This is a genomic window from Streptomyces sp. NPDC001530 (genome assembly GCF_042894545.1).
In the GTDB taxonomy this organism is placed as follows: Bacteria; Actinomycetota; Actinomycetes; order Streptomycetales; family Streptomycetaceae; genus Streptomyces.
On record NZ_JBIAVS010000007.1, the window covers coordinates 214,233 to 232,343 of the forward strand.

At 71.5% G+C, this 18,111-nt stretch carries 15 protein-coding genes; 8 read left to right on the top strand and 7 right to left on the bottom strand.

What is annotated here, in order from left to right:
* The first annotated feature begins 122 nt into the window (after positions 1 to 122).
* Both ACFY0T_RS16050 and ACFY0T_RS16055 read left to right on the top strand, forming a co-directional pair.
* Positions 123 to 2,321: an MMPL family transporter gene (locus ACFY0T_RS16050; RefSeq protein ID WP_388869893.1), complete on the top strand. Its 2,199-nt coding sequence runs from the start codon at positions 123 to 125 to the stop codon at positions 2,319 to 2,321.
* A gap of 347 nt (positions 2,322 to 2,668) precedes the next feature.
* Entirely contained in the window at positions 2,669 to 3,457 is a 789-nt protein-coding gene (locus ACFY0T_RS16055) for a calcium-binding protein (RefSeq protein ID WP_388869895.1), read from the top strand.
* Positions 3,458 to 3,502: 45 nt separating this feature from the next.
* Here ACFY0T_RS16055 and ACFY0T_RS16060 read toward each other — a convergent pair whose 3' ends face one another.
* Positions 3,503 to 4,336 (bottom strand): NAD(P)H-binding protein, encoded by an 834-nt coding sequence (locus ACFY0T_RS16060; RefSeq protein WP_388869898.1) that lies wholly within the window; start codon positions 4,334 to 4,336, stop codon positions 3,503 to 3,505.
* 86 nt (positions 4,337 to 4,422) lie between these two features.
* Here ACFY0T_RS16060 and ACFY0T_RS16065 point away from each other — a divergent pair, with 86 nt between their 5' ends.
* Positions 4,423 to 4,836: a winged helix-turn-helix transcriptional regulator gene (locus tag ACFY0T_RS16065; protein ID WP_388869901.1), complete on the top strand. Its 414-nt coding sequence runs from the start codon at positions 4,423 to 4,425 to the stop codon at positions 4,834 to 4,836.
* A 157-nt stretch (positions 4,837 to 4,993) separates the two neighbouring features.
* On the opposite strand, the gene ACFY0T_RS16070 is transcribed toward ACFY0T_RS16065, so the two are convergent.
* The 3 genes from ACFY0T_RS16070 to ACFY0T_RS16080 all read right to left on the bottom strand — a co-directional run bounded on the left by ACFY0T_RS16070 (position 4,994) and on the right by ACFY0T_RS16080 (position 9,017).
* Complete coding sequence (locus ACFY0T_RS16070; RefSeq protein WP_388869903.1) at positions 4,994 to 6,481, bottom strand: cellulose binding domain-containing protein; 1,488 nt, start codon at positions 6,479 to 6,481, stop codon at positions 4,994 to 4,996.
* A gap of 414 nt (positions 6,482 to 6,895) precedes the next feature.
* The gene (locus tag ACFY0T_RS16075; RefSeq protein ID WP_388869906.1) at positions 6,896 to 8,272 is read right to left on the bottom strand and encodes a sensor histidine kinase; all 1,377 of its coding nucleotides are present in this window, start codon (positions 8,270 to 8,272) and stop codon (positions 6,896 to 6,898) included.
* A gap of 28 nt (positions 8,273 to 8,300) precedes the next feature.
* Positions 8,301 to 9,017, bottom strand: a complete 717-nt coding sequence (locus ACFY0T_RS16080; protein WP_388869909.1) for a response regulator transcription factor — start codon at positions 9,015 to 9,017, stop codon at positions 8,301 to 8,303.
* Between the two features lie 133 nt (positions 9,018 to 9,150).
* Here ACFY0T_RS16080 and ACFY0T_RS16085 point away from each other — a divergent pair, with 133 nt between their 5' ends.
* A complete protein-coding gene (locus ACFY0T_RS16085) occupies positions 9,151 to 9,672 on the top strand; it encodes a hypothetical protein (RefSeq protein WP_388869911.1) in 522 nt (173 codons plus the stop codon).
* Between the two features lie 75 nt (positions 9,673 to 9,747).
* Here the strand turns inward: ACFY0T_RS16085 and ACFY0T_RS16090 are convergent, their stop codons facing one another.
* Positions 9,748 to 10,653 (bottom strand): spermidine synthase, encoded by a 906-nt coding sequence (locus ACFY0T_RS16090; RefSeq protein ID WP_388869914.1) that lies wholly within the window; start codon positions 10,651 to 10,653, stop codon positions 9,748 to 9,750.
* Positions 10,654 to 10,775: 122 nt separating this feature from the next.
* Positions 10,776 to 11,213, bottom strand: coding sequence for a hypothetical protein (locus ACFY0T_RS16095; protein ID WP_388869916.1), 438 nt, complete (start codon positions 11,211 to 11,213; stop codon positions 10,776 to 10,778).
* A 300-nt stretch (positions 11,214 to 11,513) separates the two neighbouring features.
* On the opposite strand from ACFY0T_RS16095, the gene ACFY0T_RS16100 reads away from it, so the two are divergent.
* Entirely contained in the window at positions 11,514 to 13,127 is a 1,614-nt protein-coding gene (locus ACFY0T_RS16100) for a hypothetical protein (protein WP_388869919.1), read from the top strand.
* A 206-nt stretch (positions 13,128 to 13,333) separates the two neighbouring features.
* Here the strand turns inward: ACFY0T_RS16100 and ACFY0T_RS16105 are convergent, their stop codons facing one another.
* A complete protein-coding gene (locus tag ACFY0T_RS16105) occupies positions 13,334 to 13,927 on the bottom strand; it encodes a histidine phosphatase family protein (RefSeq protein WP_388869922.1) in 594 nt (197 codons plus the stop codon).
* A gap of 238 nt (positions 13,928 to 14,165) precedes the next feature.
* Between ACFY0T_RS16105 and ACFY0T_RS16110 the strand changes: the two genes are divergently transcribed.
* The 3 genes from ACFY0T_RS16110 to ACFY0T_RS16120 are packed head-to-tail and all read left to right on the top strand — an operon-like array spanning position 14,166 to position 18,101.
* The gene (locus ACFY0T_RS16110) at positions 14,166 to 15,167 is read left to right on the top strand and encodes a phosphatase PAP2 family protein (RefSeq protein WP_388869925.1); all 1,002 of its coding nucleotides are present in this window, start codon (positions 14,166 to 14,168) and stop codon (positions 15,165 to 15,167) included.
* On the top strand, positions 15,118 to 16,497 hold the full coding sequence (locus ACFY0T_RS16115; protein WP_388869927.1) for a hypothetical protein: 1,380 nt from the start codon (positions 15,118 to 15,120) through the stop codon (positions 16,495 to 16,497). Before ACFY0T_RS16110 ends, ACFY0T_RS16115 begins: the two co-directional genes overlap by 50 nt.
* Entirely contained in the window at positions 16,488 to 18,101 is a 1,614-nt protein-coding gene (locus tag ACFY0T_RS16120; protein ID WP_388869929.1) for a hypothetical protein, read from the top strand. Before ACFY0T_RS16115 ends, ACFY0T_RS16120 begins: the two co-directional genes overlap by 10 nt.
* The last annotated feature ends 10 nt before the right edge of the window (positions 18,102 to 18,111 follow it).

The window sequence follows — 18,111 nt, forward strand, 5'->3', positions numbered from 1 at the left end:
TGACTCCATCCTGCCCGAAGTTGACGCCATTAACATCCTGATGTTGACGGCGTTAACATCCTATGCCACTGTCGATGTTAACGACGTAAACATGACGGCGTAGACATCCGGAGGCGATCACCGTGTTCGACCGCATCGCCGGGCTGGCGCTCCATCGGAGCCGGCTCGTACTGACACTCACCGTGGTGGCCGTGGTCGCCATGGGGGCCATTGGCTTCGGGGCGTTCGGCAAGCTCCAGAGCGGCGGCTTCGAGGACCCGAGCGCGCCCTCGGCCCGCGCGCAGCAGCTGATCGACGACAAGTTCGGCGGCGAGAGCAACCTGGTGCTGCTGGTCAGGCCCGACGACGGCGGTGTCGGCTCCCCCGCCGCCGAGCGCGCGGGGCAGGCCCTCACCTCGCGGCTCAAGGACGAGCCGACCCTCTCGAACGTGATCTCGTACTGGGACACCGGCAGCTCCGCGCTGACCTCCCGCGACGGGAAGGCCGCCCTGGTGCTGGCCCACGTCAAGGGCGACGACACCGAGCAGGGCGACAACGCCTCGGCGGTCATCGACGAGTACACGGGTGACCGGAACGGACTGACCGTGCGGGCCGGCGGCGAGGCCGCGGTCGGCGCCGAGGTGCCGACCCAGGTCGCCAAGGATCTCGCGCTGGCCGAGTCGATCGCCGTACCCCTGATTCTCGTCCTCCTCGTGATCGCCTTCGGCAGCATCGTCGCGGCACTGCTGCCGCTGGTCATCGGGCTGATCGCGATCGTCGGCACCTTCGCCGAGCTCTATGTGCTCGGCAGCCTCACCAGCGTGTCGGTGTTCTCGATCAACCTGACCACCGCGCTCGGCCTGGGCCTCGGCATCGACTACGCCCTGCTGATGATCAGCCGCTTCCGCGAACACCTCGCTGAGGGCGCCGACGTCCCGGACGCTCTCCGGCACACGGTGCGGACGGCCGGGCGGACCATCACCTTCTCCGCCGCGACCGTTGCCGCCGCGCTCGCCGCGCTGCTGGTCTTCCCGCAGTTCTTCCTGCGCTCCTTCGCCTACGCGGGCATCGGCGTGGTGGCCATCGCCGCGGTGAGCGCCTTGCTCGTCATCCCGGCACTGCTCGCTCTGCTGGGCCCCCGGATCAACAACGGCCGCCTGCCCTGGGCGCAGACGGTACAGAGCGCCGAGGCACCCCTGTGGGCCCGGCTGTCCCGCACGGTCATGCGCCGGCCCGCCCTGACCGCGCTGCCGGTCCTGGCCGTCCTGCTGCTCGCCGCGAGTCCGCTGCTCGGCGTCACCTTCGGCACGCCGGACGAGCGGGTGCTGCCGGAGAGCGCGCAGAGCCGCCAGGTCGCCACCGCCGTGCAGCACGACTTCACCGGCAGCGACGAGTCGGCCGTACAGATCGTCACGAACGGGCCCGTGTCCCCGGCCGACCTGCGCTCGTACGCGGCCACGCTCTCGCGGCTCGACGGCGCGGTACGGGTCGAGACCTCAGCCGGCACCTACAGTGACGGGCGGTCCGCCCAGCCCGGTCCCGCAGCCGCCGCGCTCGGCCGGCCCGACGCCCAGCGCATCACCGTCGTCACCGGCCTCACCCCCAAGTCGGACGAGGCGCAGGACCTGGTCAAGTCCGTACGGGCGGTCGATCCCCCCGGCGGAACCGAGGCGCTCGTCGGCGGCACCGACGCGCGCCTCGTCGACTCCAAGACCTCGATCGCCGACCGGCTCCCGGCCGCGATCGGTCTCGTGGCGGGCACCACGTTCGTCATCCTCTTCCTCTTCACCGGCAGCGTGGTCCAGCCCCTGCGCGCCCTGGTCCTGAACGGCATCAGTCTCACCGCGGCCATCGGCGTCATGGTGTGGATCTTCCAGGATGGCCACCTGTCCTCCGCGCTCGGCTTCACCCCGCAACCCATGGACACCTCGATGACGGTGCTCATGTTCTGCATCGCCTTCGGCCTCTCCATGGACTACGAGGTCTTCGTCACCAGCCGCATCAAGGAACTCCACGACGCGGGCGCTGACACGGAGACCGCCGTCACCAGCGGCCTCTCCCACACCGGCCGGATCGTCACCATGGCCGCCGGCCTCCTCGCGGTCAGCTTCTTCGCCTTCGGCACGGCCCACGTCAGTTTCATCCAGATGTTCGGCCTCGGCAGCGGTCTGGCGATCCTGATCGACGCGGTGGCCGTACGCGGGGTGCTCGTCCCGGCGGCCATGCGGCTCCTGGGTCGTACGGCCTGGTACGCGCCGAGGCCACTGCGGGCGGTGCACGGACGGCTGGGCCTCAAGGAGGGCGCACCCACGGAGCCCGAGCGCTCACCGGCCAAGGTCTGACGCCCCTGTCCCAGGGCTGCCCTTCCGGACCGCGTGACCACACTGCTGGAGCCGCAACGGCGAGGCCGCAGGCGCCTGTTGGCGGGGGAACCGCCCGGGCCGCCCGCCCAACAAGCGCCCACCGCACCGCCGTTGCGGCTCCACCCTGCGATCAGCTGATCCGCAAGACAGGCTGGGGCAGAGCGAGCCGTGGGTCGCGCCCTAGCGTGAGAAATCAGCACTCGAGCGGAAATAACGGAGATCATCTTCTGTTTGTGACCGGTCGGCACGCTCATTATGGTGGGCCTCTTCATCCGCCCGCCGTGCGTCCATCCGGCGGGCGCGTCTTCGCCCTGTAAGGGAGATCCATGCGCAAGCGCGCAACCTTCGCCGTATTCGCCGCCGCCACCGCGCTGGCCGGATTCGCCGCCCCGGCCGCGGACGCGGAAGTGACCGAAGGCGACGTCGTGATCAGTGACGTCGCATTCGACGGCGGCAAGAACATCGTGGTCGACGTCTACGACAAGACGATCACGGTTTCGGGGACCTTCACCCACCCGTCGGGCATCCAGGACGCGGACTTCGTCCTGTGGCGTGGACCGGACGGCGCGAACCCCTATGAGACCTACGATGACCGCATCGTGTCGAACGAGTACTACGTCCACGCGGACTGCGTCGCCTCGAGTGCCACCACCTCCACGTGCTCGCAGACGTTCACCTTCGAACCGGACTGGACGCTCACCAACGCCGACGCCGGCACATGGAAGGTCAGTGTGCAGGGGGTGGCCAACGACGACAGCTGGACCCACCTGGCGAGCTACACCACCACCCGGCTCCAGCGGCACTCCAAACTGACCGCCAACGCGAGCCCGGAGCCGATCGCCAAGGGCGCGAGCCTCACGGTCAGCGGCAAGCTCACACGCGCCAACTGGGACACGCTGGACTACCGAGGCTATGGCTCCCAGCAGGTGAAGCTCCAGTTCCGCAAGGCGGGTACCAGCACTTACACCACCGTCAAGACCGTGAACACCTCGAGCACCGGTGACCTGAAGACCACGGTCACCGCATCCGAGGACGGCTACTGGCGCTGGAACTTCGCCGGCACCTCCACCACGCCTGCGGTCAAGGCGACCGGCGACTTCGTGGACGTGCAGTAGTCACACCGCCGGTAACTGCTGTGCGGGCGCGGCTTTCCCCTCGGATCAGGTGGTCTCAAGGCGCACGGCCGCCCCAGCAGCGGCCTGCGCGGACCGCGGCGCCCGCCCCAGCAGCAGCCGCAGATCCCCACCCGTGCGGTCCAGGAAGCCCGCCGCGATGGCGGAGTACGTGCCGATAAGCATCGGGACCTGGAACGGCTCGGCGTCGGATGCGGCGAGGCGGGTGCGGGTCTGGGCGAGGGTCTCCGGCGCGTAGGTGACATGGGGGCCGTACGCCTGCGCCAGCTCGGCGGCGCCGAGGGCCTGCTCGCCGACGAGTTCGTAGACGCGGCCCGCGTGGGCGGACGCCTCCACCGCCACGCGTACGGCGGCGTCGGCCAGGTCCTCGCGTGCGACGGCGGCGAGGCGGCCCTCGCCCAGCGGGGCGGTGATCCGGCCGGACGGCGACGGCTGCGTGATCCAGGCCAGGAGCTCGGCGTAGAGGCCGTTGCGCAGGATGGTCCAGTTCATGGCGCTCTCCCGGAGCCGGCGTTCGGTCCAGCGGTGCGGGAGGGCGTACGGGAGGTGGTCGCCGTCGGCGGTCAGGCTCGTGTAGACGACATGGCGGACGCCCGCCTTCTCGGCGGCCTCGATCGCGGCGGCGTGCCGGGCGATGACCGTGTCGTCCTCTCCGTAGCCCGCGGAGATCATCAGCAGGACGTCCACACCCTCGAAGCCCTTGGTGAGGGTGTCCGGATCCTCGAAGTCGACACGACGAGTGGGCAGCGAGGCATTGGTCCGCCGGGGATCGCGCGTGCCGAGGACGGTGTCGTCACGGCCTGCCATGCGCTCGGCGACGAGTGTGCCCAGAGCGCCGGTGGCGCCGGTAACCAGGATCATCAGGGTCTCCCCGCTCGGGTAGGTTCTTTTCGGTAACCAGGACCATCCTGCGGATTCGCAGCCTGAGAGCGTAAGGAGGCACTTCGATGTCGGTGGGGCACACGGAGGTAACCACCACGCCCGTGGTCAGCTGCGGGGACGAACACGAGGACTGCGGGATCCGCGACGTACTCGACCGCATCGGCGACAAGTGGTCGGTCCTGGTCGTGGTCGAACTCGCCCAGGGCGTACGCCGTTTCCGACAGCTGCAACGCGCCGTCCCGGGCATCTCGCAGCGGATGCTCACCCTCACCGTGCGCCGACTGGAACGGGATGGGCTCGTCACCCGGACCGTGTACCCGACCGTGCCCCCACAGGTCGAGTACGAACTCACCGCCATGGGCCACAGCCTCACCCACCTCGTGAAGGCCCTCGCGGACTGGTCGGCGGCTCACCGCGACTCCATCGCCCGAGCACGCCAGGAATGGGACACCGAACATCCCGACTCGGACATCCGCTGACGCATGAGATCTCACAGGTGACCGTCGGCGCGACCGCGGCACTCGCCGACACCGCGCGCCCCGGCCGGGTGGGGGGAGATCCGGCCGGGGCGCGCAACCCCCGTTTGGTGATGGCTATTTGGGGGGCGGATGGTGCCTACTTGCAGGCGGATGGTGGCTACTTGTAGGCGCCGAAGGCCTTCGAGAAGGCGCCCGCGTCCTGGACGATCGAGCTGCAGGTCGCGTCGGCGGAGTTCTTGGCGCCGCCCGCGCACTGCTTGTCGCGGGTCGCGGACCACATCGACAGCCAGCCCAGGCCCTTGGACTGGGCGAAGGACACCAGCTGCGAGGCGTCGTCGACCTTGAAGATCTCGGACGCCACGTCGTTGACGCCGATCATCGGGGTGACGGCGACGGCCTTCCAGGCGGCACTGTCGGAGAGGCCGAGGACGCTCTTGACCTGCGCCTGCGTGGCCGTGGCCGCCTGCTCGGCGTACGTACCCATGTCACCGCTGTACGAGGCGCCGTAGTCCATCGCCATGATGTTGACGGTGTTGATCTTCACGCCGTTCGACTTGGCGTTGGACAGGAGGTTCACGCCGTCCTGGGTGAGGCCCTCGGGCATGACCGGGAGGGTGAAGGACACGTCCAGGTTCGGGTGCTGCTGCTGGAGCTTCGCGATCGCCTTGGCACGGTTGGTGTTGGCGGTCGTGTTCGGCAGCGCGCCGCCCTCGACGTCGAAGTCGACCTTCGTGAGGTTGTACGCGTCCACGACCTTCCCGTACGCCGTCGCCAGCGCGTCCGCCGAGGAGCAGGTCGTCGCCAGCTCCGAACCGGAGGCCCCGCCGAAGGAGACCCGGACGTCGCCGCCCTTGGCGCGCAGGGCGCCGATCTGCGACGCCACCCCGTCACTGGCGAGGTCGGTCACACCGCCCCACTTGGGCGTGCAGCCGCCGCCGTCCGTGATGAAGGCCAGGTTGTAGTCCTTCACGCCGGTGGCCGTGGCGCTGGCGAGCAGGTCGAAGGCGGGGTAGAGGGAGGTGTCGACGTAGGGCGCGAAGCCGGCGCTCGTGGTGCTGCCGCTGCCGGAGCTCTGGGAGGGAGAGGGGGTCGCGGTGGCCGTCGCGGTCGGCGTCGGGGTCACGCTCTGAGAGGCGGTGGCGGTCGGCGTGGCCGTCGGGGTGGCCGTCGGGGTCGCGGACTGGGTCGGGCGGCCGCTCGGCTCGGGCGTCGCGCCGTCGTCCACCGAGCACTTGGAGCTGTCGATGAGACAGCCCGTCGGGTCCGCGGTGCCGTTCACGACGAAGCCGACGGTGACGGACTCGCCGGCCGCCAGGCCGTCCTTGTCCCAGGACGGCGGCTTCACGGTGACATGCTGCCCGCTCACGCTCGACGTGCCGTTCCACAGCGAGCTGAGCTTGCTGCCGGACGGCAGGTCGAACTCCAGCGTCCAGTCGGCCTTCACCTGGTTGGTGTCGTTCGTGATGACGTACTGCGCGGTGTAACCGGTCGACCAGTCACTGGTCTTGGTGTACGCGGCGCCGACGTCGGCCGCCTGCGCGGTGCCGGTGAACAGGAAGGCGCCACCGCCGACCACGGCCGCGGCGACGATGCCGCCTATCGCCTTGTTCCTGCCACTGACCTTGCGCCGGTGCGTGCTGCTCATCGCGTGCCTGCCTTCGCGGATTCACGGGGATTCCAGGGGTGGGTGCGGCAGCACGCTAGCGATCCGGAATCGGGCAAATCGCTTCATCCGGACGGGGGTTGGGGATCTTAGGGTGCGCTTAAGGAAGGCATCGGGGCCGGTTAAAGGTAGAGACCAATTTGGGGCGCAAGGGAAGCCCCCAAGTCGCCGCGGAGCGGCGGGGTGTTGGGCCTGCGGAGCAGGCGAAGAGGGCTGGCGGGCGGGAAACCCGTCGCGGAGCGGCGAAGAGAAACGCTGCGGAGCGGCGAAGAAAAAGGCCCGCGCAGCGGAAGCCACACACCAGCTGAAGCCCTCACAGTGGAAGGCACACAGCAGCTGAAGCCCGCGCAGCGAACCGTCGGCACCTGCAAAGGCCCGCGCAGCGAACCCTTGAGGTCAGCTCACGCCCGCCCGGCGGCGTCGGCGGCGCACGGCCCCCCGGTGCCCCCGCCGGAGCGGGGTCGCCCGCCCGTCCAGCTGGATCCAGATCCGTACCTCGGTCCCGCCCAGCACGGACGAACCGATCCGTACATCCCCGCCCGTCGACTCCGCGAGCCGCCGCACGATGTCGAGGCCGAGCCCCGTCGACCCGTCGCTCCCGGAGCCGCGCCCGCGCGCCATCGCCGCCTCGGGGTCCACGATCCCGGGGCCCGCGTCCGACACCAGCACGATCACGGCATCCTCGCTGTTGTGCACGTCGACCGCGAAGGCCGTGCCCTCCGGGGTGTGCCGGAAGACATTGCCGAGGAGCGCGTCGAGCGCGGCCGCGAGGTCGGCGCGGGCGACGGGTATACGGACCGGCCGGTCGACCCCCGCCACCCGCACCTTGCGGCCCTCGTCCTCCGCGAGCGCCGACCAGAAGTCCATCCGCTCGCGCACGACTTCGGACGCGTCGCACCCGGCGCCGACGCCTATCGCCGCGGTCTGCGGCTTGGCCTCCCGGGCGGTCCGGATGATCGTGTCGACCTCGCGCTCCAGCTGCGCGACGGCGGCCCGGGTCTGCTCGGCGGCCGGCCCGTCGCCGAGCGAGGCCGTGTTGAGCCGCAGCACGGTCAGCGGCGTACGCAGGCGATGGGAGAGATCCGCCGCCAACTCCCGTTCGTTCGCCAGTAGTTGTACGACCTGATCGGCCATGGAGTTGAACGCTACGGCGGCGAGCCGCAGTTCGGTCGGGCCCTCCTCGGGTACCCGCGCCCCCAGCTTCCCCTCCCCCAGTTCATGCGCGCCCTCGACAAGGCGCTGGGCAGGCTGCACCATCCGTACGCCCAGCCGGTCGGCGACCGCGACCGAGCCGATGATGAGCGCGACGCCGACCGCGGCGAGGATCCCCCAGGCCGTGCCGACGCCGTTGCTGACCTCGGACTCGGGGACGTACACCTCGACGACCGCGATTCCGGAGCTCAGCGCGACGGGCTGGAGCAGGGTGGAGCCGCCGGGGACCTCCGTGGTGGAGGCCCGGCCCAGCTTCCGGGTCGTGGTGACGTCCTTGCCGGCGGCACGCCGTTTGCCGATCTCGACCGCGGCCGCGCCGTCGGCGGCGGGTATGTGCACGGCCATCCCGTCGTCCGAGCCCGCCGAGGCGACGACCTTCTCCAACTGGTCCCGGTCGGTGGTGATGGAGAGCGCGGGCGCGATGGCGGCGGCCTCCCGCTCGGCGTTCGAGAACGCCCGGTCCCGCGCCATCTCCTTGATCACCAGACCCAGCGGAACCGCGAAGGCGACCACGACCATCGTGGTCACCGCCACGCACACCTTGACCAGCGCCCACCTCATGGCGCCCACCCCTCGACCAGCGCCCACTTCATAGCGGCTCCGCCCTCGGCGGTTCGACTCGCGGCGGCTCCAGCTTCACCCCGACACCCCGCAGGGTGTGCAGATAGCGCGGCCGTGCCGCCGTTTCACCCAACTTCCGCCGTAGCCACGACAGATGGACGTCTATGGTCTGATCGTCCCCGTATGCCTGCTGCCACACCTCGGCGAGCAGTTCCTTGCGCGGTACGACGACACCGGGCCGCCCGGCCAGGAAGGCGAGCAGGTCGAACTCGCGCCGCGTGAGATCCAGTCGTACGCCGTCCAGTTCGGCCTGGCGCCGCAGCGGGTCGATGGCGAGCCCGCCGACCCGGATGACGGTCGTCGGAGGCACGTCCCCCGCGCTCGTCCGCACGCGGCGCAGCACCGCCGCCATCCGCGCCGACAGGTGCTCGACCGAGAACGGCTTGGTCAGGTAGTCGTCCGCGCCGTCGTTCAGCAGGCGGACGATCTCCGTCTCGTCGTCCCGCGCGGTGGCGATGATCACGGGCACGTCGGTGATTCCGCGCAGCATCTTCAGCGCCTCGGACCCGTCCAGATCGGGCAGTCCGAGGTCGAGAATGACGACGTCGAAACGGAAATGGGCGACCTCGCGCAGCGCCTCGAGGGCGGTGCCGACACTGCGCACGGTGTGTGCCGCGTCGGTCAGATGCCGAATGAGGGCTGAGCGCACGAACTGGTCGTCCTCGACCACGAGCACACTTGCCATGGGCGGCACCGTACGCCATCCGCGCAAGGCAGTTCGGGCCCTGTGGACAACTCGGATCGGCGGGATGTGGACAACCCGGACTGTGACGCAGTCGTGCGACACCCGTGGGGCTGGTGGTGCAGTATGGCCCGCGATGCGCAGAGGACTCGTACACGTACTTGCTTGGTCGCTCGCCACGGGCGCGGCGGTCACGCTGTCGTGGTGGGGTGTCCACACGGTGATGACGGGGACGGCGTACGAGCCGCCACGCGCGCTGCCCATCACGGCGGGCGACGCGACGACCCAGGAGTCGAAGCCGCTCGCCTCCTCGACGCGGCGGGCCGAGCCTTCGAAGAGCGCGTCGAGCAAGCCGCCCGCGAGCCGGAAGCCGAGCCCGACGCCCTCGCCCTCCGGGTCGGCGACCCCGAGCACCACACCCTCACCGACCTCGTCCGGCCAGGTCAAGAGCTACGACACCGACGGCGGCCGGGCGGTCTTCGACCTCGGCAAGACCTCCGCGACGCTGGTGTCCGCGACGCCGGGCTCGGGCTGGTCGATGCAGGTGTGGAAGACGGAGACGTGGATCCGCGTGGAGTTCGCCTCGGGCGCGGACCGGGTGTCGGTCTTCTGCACCTGGCACGACGGTCCGCCGCACGTGGAGATCGGGACGTACTAGACGTACTGAATGTACTAGACGTACTGGATGTACAAGACGACTGGATGTACTAGACGTCCTCGCCGGGCCTGCCAGTCACCGGAAGACGGACGGTGGCGGCGGCGGTGACGCCACTGCCGCCGCGTCCGTGACCGGTATCGCGCCGCCGGTGAAGTCGGTGAGTTCCTTGCCGTGTTCGACCCGTCCGGGGTGCGGGTCGGAGGCCGCGCGGCGGGTCAGTTCGGCGATCGGCAGCGGTTGGCCGGAGGCCACGAGAACCGCGTTCCCGAAGCGTTTGCCGCGCAGCACCGTCGGGTCGGCGACCAGGGCAAGTTCGGGGAAGGCGACCGCCACGGTGGCGATCTGGCCGCGGAGATGGGCGAGCGGGGGCCCGTCGGCGAGGTTCGCGGCGTAGACGCCCCCGGCCTTGACCACCCTGCGTACCTCCGCGACGAACTCGACGGACGTCAGATGCGCCGGTGTCCGCGCCCCGCTGAACACGTCCGCGATCACCAGGTCCGCCCAGTCGTCGGGCACCTTGGCGAGCCCTTCACGCGCGTCGACGGAGCGCACCCGGATACGGGCGTTCGGGTCCAACGGCAGCTCACGGCGGACCAGTTGGACGAGGGCCGCGTCGCGCTCGACGACCTGCTGGGTGGAGCGGGGGCGGGTCGCTGCGGTGTAGCGGGCGAGGGTGAGGGCGCCGCCGCCGAGGTGCACGGCGTGGACGGGCTTGCCGGGCGGGGCGACGAGGTCGATGACATGACCGAGGCGGCGCTGGTACTCGAAGCTCAGATACGCGGGGTCGTCGAGGTCGACGTGCGACTGCGGGGCGCCGTCGATCAGCAGGGTCCAGGCGCGCGCCCGGTCCCGGTCGGGCATCAGCTCGGCGAGCCCGCCGTCGACCGGCTCGACGACGGGTTCGGCGGACGCCTGCCCGCGCCGCGCGCCCCGCCCGGCCGCACGCCTGTCGTCCGCTCGCTTGTTCCTTGCCCTTGCCATCCCGCCATTATCGGGGCGTACGGGCGGGGTGGCTCAGCGGCGGTTGCCTGGGGTTCCTGGGGCTTTTCGGAGGTCCCTGGGGTCCATGGGGTCCATGAGTCCCCTGGGGTCCCTGAGGAGGATCACTGGCAGTTGTCCGCCGCCTCGATGAGCCGGGCCGCCTCGCCCAGCGCCGCCCGCAGCACGGCCGGGTCGGTCGCGAGGTCCGCCTCACCCGGCGGCAGCAGCCAGTCCGAGCCCTCGACCGGGGGCTCGGGGGCGGGACTGAGGCCGCGGCCGTTGGTGTGCGTGCAGGTACTGCCGGGCACGTCCCAGGCGTCGGCGGTGCCGGGCGGCACCAGGAAACCGAGGGTGTCGCAGCCGTCGTCGTGGAGCACGGGCCCGACCGCTTCGCAGGAGCCACGGCGGAGGATGTCCACCGCCTCCAGGCCCTGCCGCGCCGGAACGGTCACCAGGTCGCACTCGGCGACCGGCTGTGGCGGGGCGCTGCACTCCGGGGACGGCCTGTGCTGCGCGGTCGACAGCGATGTACGGAACTCGGTGCTCTGCCTGGTCTCCATCCCGGCCTCCAACGGAACCCCTCCTCATGACGAGTGCGGGTCGGGAGTTCGGGCGGCTCCCGGTCCACAGGGTTCAACGCGCCAGGACGTCAACGGCTACGGCGGAACACCGCCGCAAAGGATGGCAGTTCATGGCAGATCGTGGATGAGATATCCGGTTTGTAGCCAAACCCAACGTGGTGACTCTGTCACAGCAGGTACGTTCTTGCCGCGCCGGAATCAGGACACCCACAAGGCACAGCCCGGGCAACTCGTCCTGGATCCGGCATGGTTCGACGGTTCGCAAGAGAGGGCCCGGCCATGGCGTCGTCAACGGTGACCTCGTCCCAGTCCCCCCGGCCACCGCGGCCGAATCTCGCCTTCCGGCAGCTGCGCGGACAGCGCTCGCCGGGCGAGTTCGCCGCGGCGGTGCGGCGGGCCGCGCGCGAGATCGGCGAGCGGGTCAGCTGTGACGCGCGCTACATCGGGCGCGTCGAGGCGGGCGAGATCCGCTGTCCCAACTACGCGTACGAGCGGGTGTTCCTGCACATGTTCCCCGGCCGCACATTGACCGACCTGGGCTTCGCGCCCCGCTCATCGGTACGCGGGCGCGGGGCGCGCGACACGGACGAGGCGCCCCCTCCGCACTCCACGAGCCTCTCGCACGCCTCACATGAGACGGAGGGGGCGTACGTGGCGTATGAAACGCCGAACCCGCACCACATCCAGATCCCGCACGACCCGCACCACATCCAGATCCCGCACGACCCGCACCACATCCAGATCCCGCACGACCCGCACCACACCCAGATCCCGCACGACCCGCACCACACCCCGATCCCGTACGACCCGCATGACACGTACGACGTGTACGACCCGTACGAGGACCACGATCAGAACCACGAGGAGAGCGACGTGCAACGTCGCGCATTCATGACAGGAGGCACCGTCACCGTGGCGGCGGCCTCACTGGGGCCCTTCGCGGTCGCGTTCGGCGGCAGCGCCGCGGCAGCGGACCGGCGCGTCCACCGGGCGGGTACGTCCGAGGCGGGCGCCCTCGAAGAGGCCGTACGCAAGATTCGACTGCTCGACGACCGGCACGGGGCCGACGGCCTCTACCGGCGCGCGGCGGCACCGCTGCGGACGGCGTACGAGCTGCTCGACGCGGGCACCACCCGGCAGTCGACCGCGGACCGGCTGTACGCGGGGGCGGGCGAACTGGCCATCTCGGTGGGCTGGCTGGCGCACGACTCCGGGCGCTTCGACGACGCGCGCTCGCATTACGCGGAGGCGCTCGCGACCGCCCGGATGTCCGGCGACCCGGGTCTTGAGGCGCACGCCTTCTGCAACACGGCGTTCCTCGCGCGCGATGCGGGACGCCCGCGCGAGGCCGTACGCGCGGCGCAGGCGGCGCAACGCGTCGCGCGCCCCCTCGGCTCCCCGCGACTGCTCTCCCTGCTCGCGCTGCGCGAGGCGGGCGGCTGGGCGGGGCTCGCCGACCGCGCCGGGTGCGAACAGGCGCTGGCGCGTGCGCAGGCGCTCTACGAACGGGGCCCTTCGGAGACGGATCCCGAGTGGATGACCTTCTACGGAGAGGCCGAACTGGAGGGTCTTGAGGCGCAGTGCTGGTCGACGCTGGGCGACTGGCCGCGGGCGGCCCGGCACGCGCGCCGCGCCGCCGAGCTCCAGGACCCGCACTTCACCCGCAACATCGCCCTCTACACCGCCGAACTCGCCGACGATCTCGCCCGCGGTGGCCGCCCCGACGAGGCCGCCCTCGCCGGCCTGCGCGTCCTGGACCTCCTCGGTGAGGTCCAGTCCTCCCGCATCCAGACCATGCTGGCGGGGACCGCCCGCGTCCTGCTCCCGCACCGCAGGGCATCGGGCGTCTCGACGTTCCTGGAACGCCACGCGAGCCTGCCGCGCATGGCGTGAGGACCGTCGGGGCGGGACTTTGCTTTCGCGGTGCCCGGCGGGGGTGCGGGGGTGCTGGGCGGGGTGGGCCGCGCAATCCGGCGCTTACGGGGTGCCTCCCCCAAGCTCTTCGAGCAGGGGGTACCCCCAGTGCCCACCCTCCCCCAAGTTCTCGACTTCGCTTGAACAGGGGGACCCCCATCGCCCAGCGGCACGCATGCCCACAGCTACATAAGGTGCCCGCAGTCGTTCCACGTCTCGATCGCGGGCTCCCCGTACGCCCATCCGAGCACCGACAGCGAGGTCGGGTTGAGCCGGATGCGGGCCGCGAAGTCGAGGGGAAGGCCGAGCCAGCGGGCGCCTATGGAGCGCAGGATGTGGCCGTGGGCGAAGACCAGGACGTCACGGTCCTCGGCACGGGCCCAGGCGACGACCTCGTCCGCGCGCGCGGAGACCTGCTCCAGGCTCTCCCCTTCGGGGACACCGTCGCGCCAGATGAACCAGCCCGGGCGGATCCCCTGGATCTCGTCCGGCGTCATCCCCTCGTACGCGCCGTAGTCCCACTCCATGAGTGTGTCCCAGGTGCCCGCCCGCTCCCCGAACCCGGCGAGTTCGCACGTCTCACGCGCGCGTGCCAGCGGGCTGGTGCGCACCTCGACCCCGGAGAGGCTGTCGAAGGGTGCCCGGTGGAGCCGCTCCCCCAGCAGCTTGGCGCCGCGCCGGCCCTCCTCCAGGAGCGGGATGTCGGTCCTGCCGGTGTGCTTGCCGGACAGCGACCATTCCGTCTGTCCGTGCCGGGCCAGCAGGATGCGCGGTGCCATGAAGAGGTGCCTTTCCGGAGCGGGGGACGGGACCACACGTGCGAATGCGCAGTGGGTCACTCCATCATCGCTCACCGGCTCACGGGGCAACCCGGCGGGCGATCTCCGCGTCTTTGAGGACCGGGGGCACCCCTTCGGGGCGTTCACATACACCGTAAAATCCGATGTGGCCACGGATCGTCGTCAGCAGACTGCAGACTGTCGGGTCACCAACAAGCAGATGGGGGAGGGCGATCGGATGCCGCAGACCGATGCGCCGCGTTCCGAGGCGGCACCACGCGCCCGGTTTCGTCGGTGGACCGACCTGCGCAAGTCCGCGGCACCGCACGCCCGGCTCCGCTGGTGGACCGAGCTGCCGCTGATCGTGCTGGTGTACGCGTCGTACTCGGCGGGCCGGCTGCTCGCCCGGGGCGACACCTCCAGCGCCGTCCACCACGGCCTGGAGATCCTGCGCATCGAGAAGTTCTTCCACCTCAACGCCGAGCACCCGCTGAACCGGCTGTTCACCCGCGAGACCTGGCTGGGCGTGCCCGCCGACTTCTGGTACGCGTCCCTGCACTACCTGGTGACGCCCGCGATCCTGATCTGGCTCTTCCGCTCCCGCACGGTGCGCTACCGCGCGGCCCGCACCTGGCTGATGACGTCCACGTTCATCGGCCTGATCGGCTTCACGCTGCTGCCGACCTGCCCGCCCCGGCTGCTCTCCCCGGGCCACGGATTCGTCGACACGATGGCCCAGTACAGCTCGTACGGCTGGTGGGGCGGCGAGGCGAGCGCGCCGCGGGGTCTCGGCGGCATGACGAACCAGTACGCGGCGATGCCGAGCCTGCACGTGGGCTGGGCGCTGTGGTGCGGAGTGATGCTGTGGCGGTACGGCCGCACGCCTGCCGCCAAGGTCGCGGGCGTCGCGTATCCGCTGCTGACCACGATCGTCGTGATGGGCACGGCGAACCACTACTTCCTCGACGCCGTCGCGGGGGCCTGTGTGATGGGCGTCGGACTGCTGCTGACCCCGTTCGTGATGCGGCTCTCGGACCGGCTGAAGACACTGCTGGCCGCGCGTTTCCCGAGGGTCGCGGGTGCCTCGGGGGTCGCGGGTGCCTCAATTGTCAGTGCGGGGTGCCAGACTTCGGCGGGTGAGCGAATTCCCCGACAGCGCGAGTCCCGAACCGGGCCGGGAGCCGAACCGGGTGCCTCTCCCACGGACGCGGGGGACGGCGCTCCGGCAGCGGCTCGCTGAGCTGCGCGGTCCGGCCGTACCGCCCAAGTCCCTCGACGCGCGCGCCCTCGCGGCGCTCGCCGCGAACCCCGGGTGCAATCGGCGTGCGCTCCTGGACGGTGCGGGTGTCGACAAGGCGAAGCTGGCGGGCGCGCTGGGCTCGCCGTCCGCCTTCGGGCAGTCACAGTTCGCCTTCATGCGGGGCAACGCGTTCGAGGCACGGGTCAAGGCCGACGGCGGCGCGGAGTTGCTGCGGCTCGTGCACGAGAAGCTGGACCCCGGCGCCGAGCCGCCCACGGCCGGTGTCGTCCCCGACCTGAGCGCCGTCGGCCCCGAGGGCCGCGCGGCCCGTACGGCGCTGGCGCTGCGCGAGGCCACCGCGGCCGGCGGCTGGACGCTGCTCGACCACCCCATGCTCGCGCTCGACGTCGCGGGCTCCCCCGCCTTCCTGGAGCCGGACGCCGTGGTCGTGCACCCCGACGGCGGCTGGACGGTCGTCGAGATCAAGTCCTTCCCGATGCTGGACGGTTCGGCGGACCCGGCGAAGGTGGGCGCGGCCGCCCGCCAGTCCGCGGTGTACGTCCTCGCCCTGGAGGAGGTCGCCGCGCACCTCGGCGCGCAGCCGGAGGGACGCGCCGGTGGCGGGGGGACGACCGTGCTCGACTCCTCGACACCGGCTGAGGCGCCCCGAAGGCGGAGCGCCTCAGACAGCGTCCCCGTCCCCGAGGTGCACCACCGCGTCCTCCTGGTCTGCCCCAAGGACTTCTCCAACCTGCCGACCGCGTCCGCCGTCGACGTCCGCAAGCAGCGCGCGGTCACCCGACGCCAGCTCGGCCGTCTCACCCGTGTCGAGGACATCGCCGCCGCCCTCCCCGAGGGCACCTGCTTCTCCCCCGACCTCCCCACCGCCGACCTGACGACCGCCGTCGAGTCCGTCCCGGCGACGTACGCCCCCGAGTGCCTGTCCGCCTGCGAACTGGCCTTCCACTGCCGCGACCGCTCCCGCGCCGAGGGCGCCGTGACGTCCCTGGGGCGCTCCCTGCGCGCGGACCTGGGCGGGTTGACGACGGTGGGGGACGTGTTGGCGGCTGCCCATGGCGAGGCGGGCGACCCGGACGACCCGGCGGTCGCGGCCCTGAGGAGAGCGGCACAGCTGCGGGCCGAGGCGCTGGGCGCGCGGTCTCTCGGAGTCGGGCCCCCGGGAGCCGAGGCGCCTGGAGTGGAGCCTTCGGGAGCGGCGGCATCGGCAGCCGCGGCGCCGGAAGCTGCGGCGTCAGGAGCTGTGGCGCCGGGAGTTGTGGCGTCGGGAGCCGAAGCGTCGGGTGTTCGGGACGGTGCCGTATGTCGCTGATCGCCACCCTCGCCCGGCTGGAGGCCGTCGAGAGCGGTCGGGCTCAGCCCGCCGCCACCGTGCGGCACCGGCATCTCACCGAGCGGCCGCTGGTGTTCGTGCCGCTGATCACCGCCGGTGAGGCGGGCGCTCCGCTCGGCGCGCTCGTCGGGACCGAGCGGGACGCGCCCCGGCTGCTCGTCGTACCGCAGCCCCGGGACCGGGATCTGCGGTTCGCGTTCCTCGCCGAGCTGGCCGATGTCGTCCTGCCGTACATCGACTCGTACGCGGACGTGGTCGAGGCGGCCGAGCGCAACGAGACCGATCCGGAGACCGGGAAGCGCGTCAAGGTCGAGGTCGAACTGTGCGCGGACGCCCCGCAGTTGATCGTGCCGAGCCGGGCGGGCATCGAGCTCGTACGGCTGCTCGGGCGCTCCACACGGTTTAGGCGCACCGCCGAGCAGGATCCCGAGACGCCCCATCCGGCGCCGCCCCGGGTGCCGTTGCTCGGGCGGTGGCTCACGCACTACGGGGAGCGGGCCCGGGTGCCGGGTTCCTCGCTCCTCCTCGCGCTCACCGACGTGCTGTCGCGGCACTGGGCCACCGGACAGAGCAGCCTGGAGGACCAGCACCTGGGCGCGCTGCTCGCCTGGATCGACCCGCCGGACGGTGCATCGGGCGCGGAGGCCGCGCTGCACGCCGAGCTGCGGCGGGACTCCCGGGGCCAGCTCGTCTGCCCGCCCGCGGGCCCCGCCACCGACCCAGCCTTCGACAACACGCTGCTGGCTCCCGCCATCGAGCGCTACGACCGCGCGCGTACGGCACTCGCCGCCGCCGAGGACGGCATCGAGGCGGACGACCGGCTCGGCGCGCTCACCGCCGCCGAGCGGGAGATCCGGGCCCTCGTCGAGAGGGTCACCCGGCCCACGTGGGACGCGGTGTGGCGCGGACTCGACCTGCTGCGCGCGCTCCCCGAGGGCGCCCACGCCGCTGACCGCTGGACCCGCGACCGCTGGTCGTTCACCGGCCACCGCGACCGCGTCCTCGCGGGTGAGCCGCCACAGCCGCGCCGCGACGACGCGGTCACCGCGGCGAACAAGCTCGCCACGCGCGAGCGCGAACAGGCCCGCCTGGAAGCCCAGGAGGCCCTCGACGACCCGCTGGTCATGGCCGGGCGGCGGCTCGCCGGGGAGGCGTTCGCGGGCGAGGTCACGGAGGTCGTGATGGCGTACAGCGAGGGCAAGCGGCCGAGCCCGCGCCCCCTGGTGACGGTCTACACGGAGGACCGGCCGCATCTGGGGGAACGGGCGAAGGTGTACCGGTCGTTGGGAGGAAAACCGCAGGCCGCGGAGTTCGTCGGGTACGAAGGGCCCGGGGACGAAGGCGTCGGGGGTGCCGCTGTCGTGCTGCGCGTCCTCGACAAGATGGGGCGCGGCAAGGAGCCCGAGGCCGGATCCGTGCCCGTGAAGGGGGATCTCGTCTGCTTCACGCTCTTCGAGCACGAGCAGCGGGGCGGCGCGAAACTGCCCGACCCGGAGGAGACACCGTGGACGCACGGGGGGCCGCCGGGTGAGCCCGACGCGGTTCCCCTCCCGGACCCGGTGACGGAGGAGGACGTCCTGTGACCCCCGCGAC

Coding starts and splice junctions, on each gene's coding strand:
- ACFY0T_RS16055 (WP_388869895.1), top strand. CDS start 2,669: ATGCGCAAGCGCGCAACCTTCGCCGTATTCGCCGCCGCCACCGCGCTG.
- ACFY0T_RS16060 (WP_388869898.1), bottom strand. CDS start 4,336: ATGATCCTGGTTACCGGCGCCACCGGCGCTCTGGGCACACTCGTCGCC.
- ACFY0T_RS16065 (WP_388869901.1), top strand. CDS start 4,423: ATGTCGGTGGGGCACACGGAGGTAACCACCACGCCCGTGGTCAGCTGC.
- ACFY0T_RS16070 (WP_388869903.1), bottom strand. CDS start 6,481: ATGAGCAGCACGCACCGGCGCAAGGTCAGTGGCAGGAACAAGGCGATA.
- ACFY0T_RS16075 (WP_388869906.1), bottom strand. CDS start 8,272: ATGAGGTGGGCGCTGGTCAAGGTGTGCGTGGCGGTGACCACGATGGTC.
- ACFY0T_RS16080 (WP_388869909.1), bottom strand. CDS start 9,017: ATGGCAAGTGTGCTCGTGGTCGAGGACGACCAGTTCGTGCGCTCAGCC.
- ACFY0T_RS16085 (WP_388869911.1), top strand. CDS start 9,151: ATGCGCAGAGGACTCGTACACGTACTTGCTTGGTCGCTCGCCACGGGC.
- ACFY0T_RS16090 (WP_388869914.1), bottom strand. CDS start 10,653: ATGGCAAGGGCAAGGAACAAGCGAGCGGACGACAGGCGTGCGGCCGGG.
- ACFY0T_RS16095 (WP_388869916.1), bottom strand. CDS start 11,213: ATGGAGACCAGGCAGAGCACCGAGTTCCGTACATCGCTGTCGACCGCG.
- ACFY0T_RS16100 (WP_388869919.1), top strand. CDS start 11,514: ATGGCGTCGTCAACGGTGACCTCGTCCCAGTCCCCCCGGCCACCGCGG.
- ACFY0T_RS16105 (WP_388869922.1), bottom strand. CDS start 13,927: ATGGCACCGCGCATCCTGCTGGCCCGGCACGGACAGACGGAATGGTCG.
- ACFY0T_RS16110 (WP_388869925.1), top strand. CDS start 14,166: ATGCCGCAGACCGATGCGCCGCGTTCCGAGGCGGCACCACGCGCCCGG.
- ACFY0T_RS16120 (WP_388869929.1), top strand. CDS start 16,488: ATGTCGCTGATCGCCACCCTCGCCCGGCTGGAGGCCGTCGAGAGCGGT.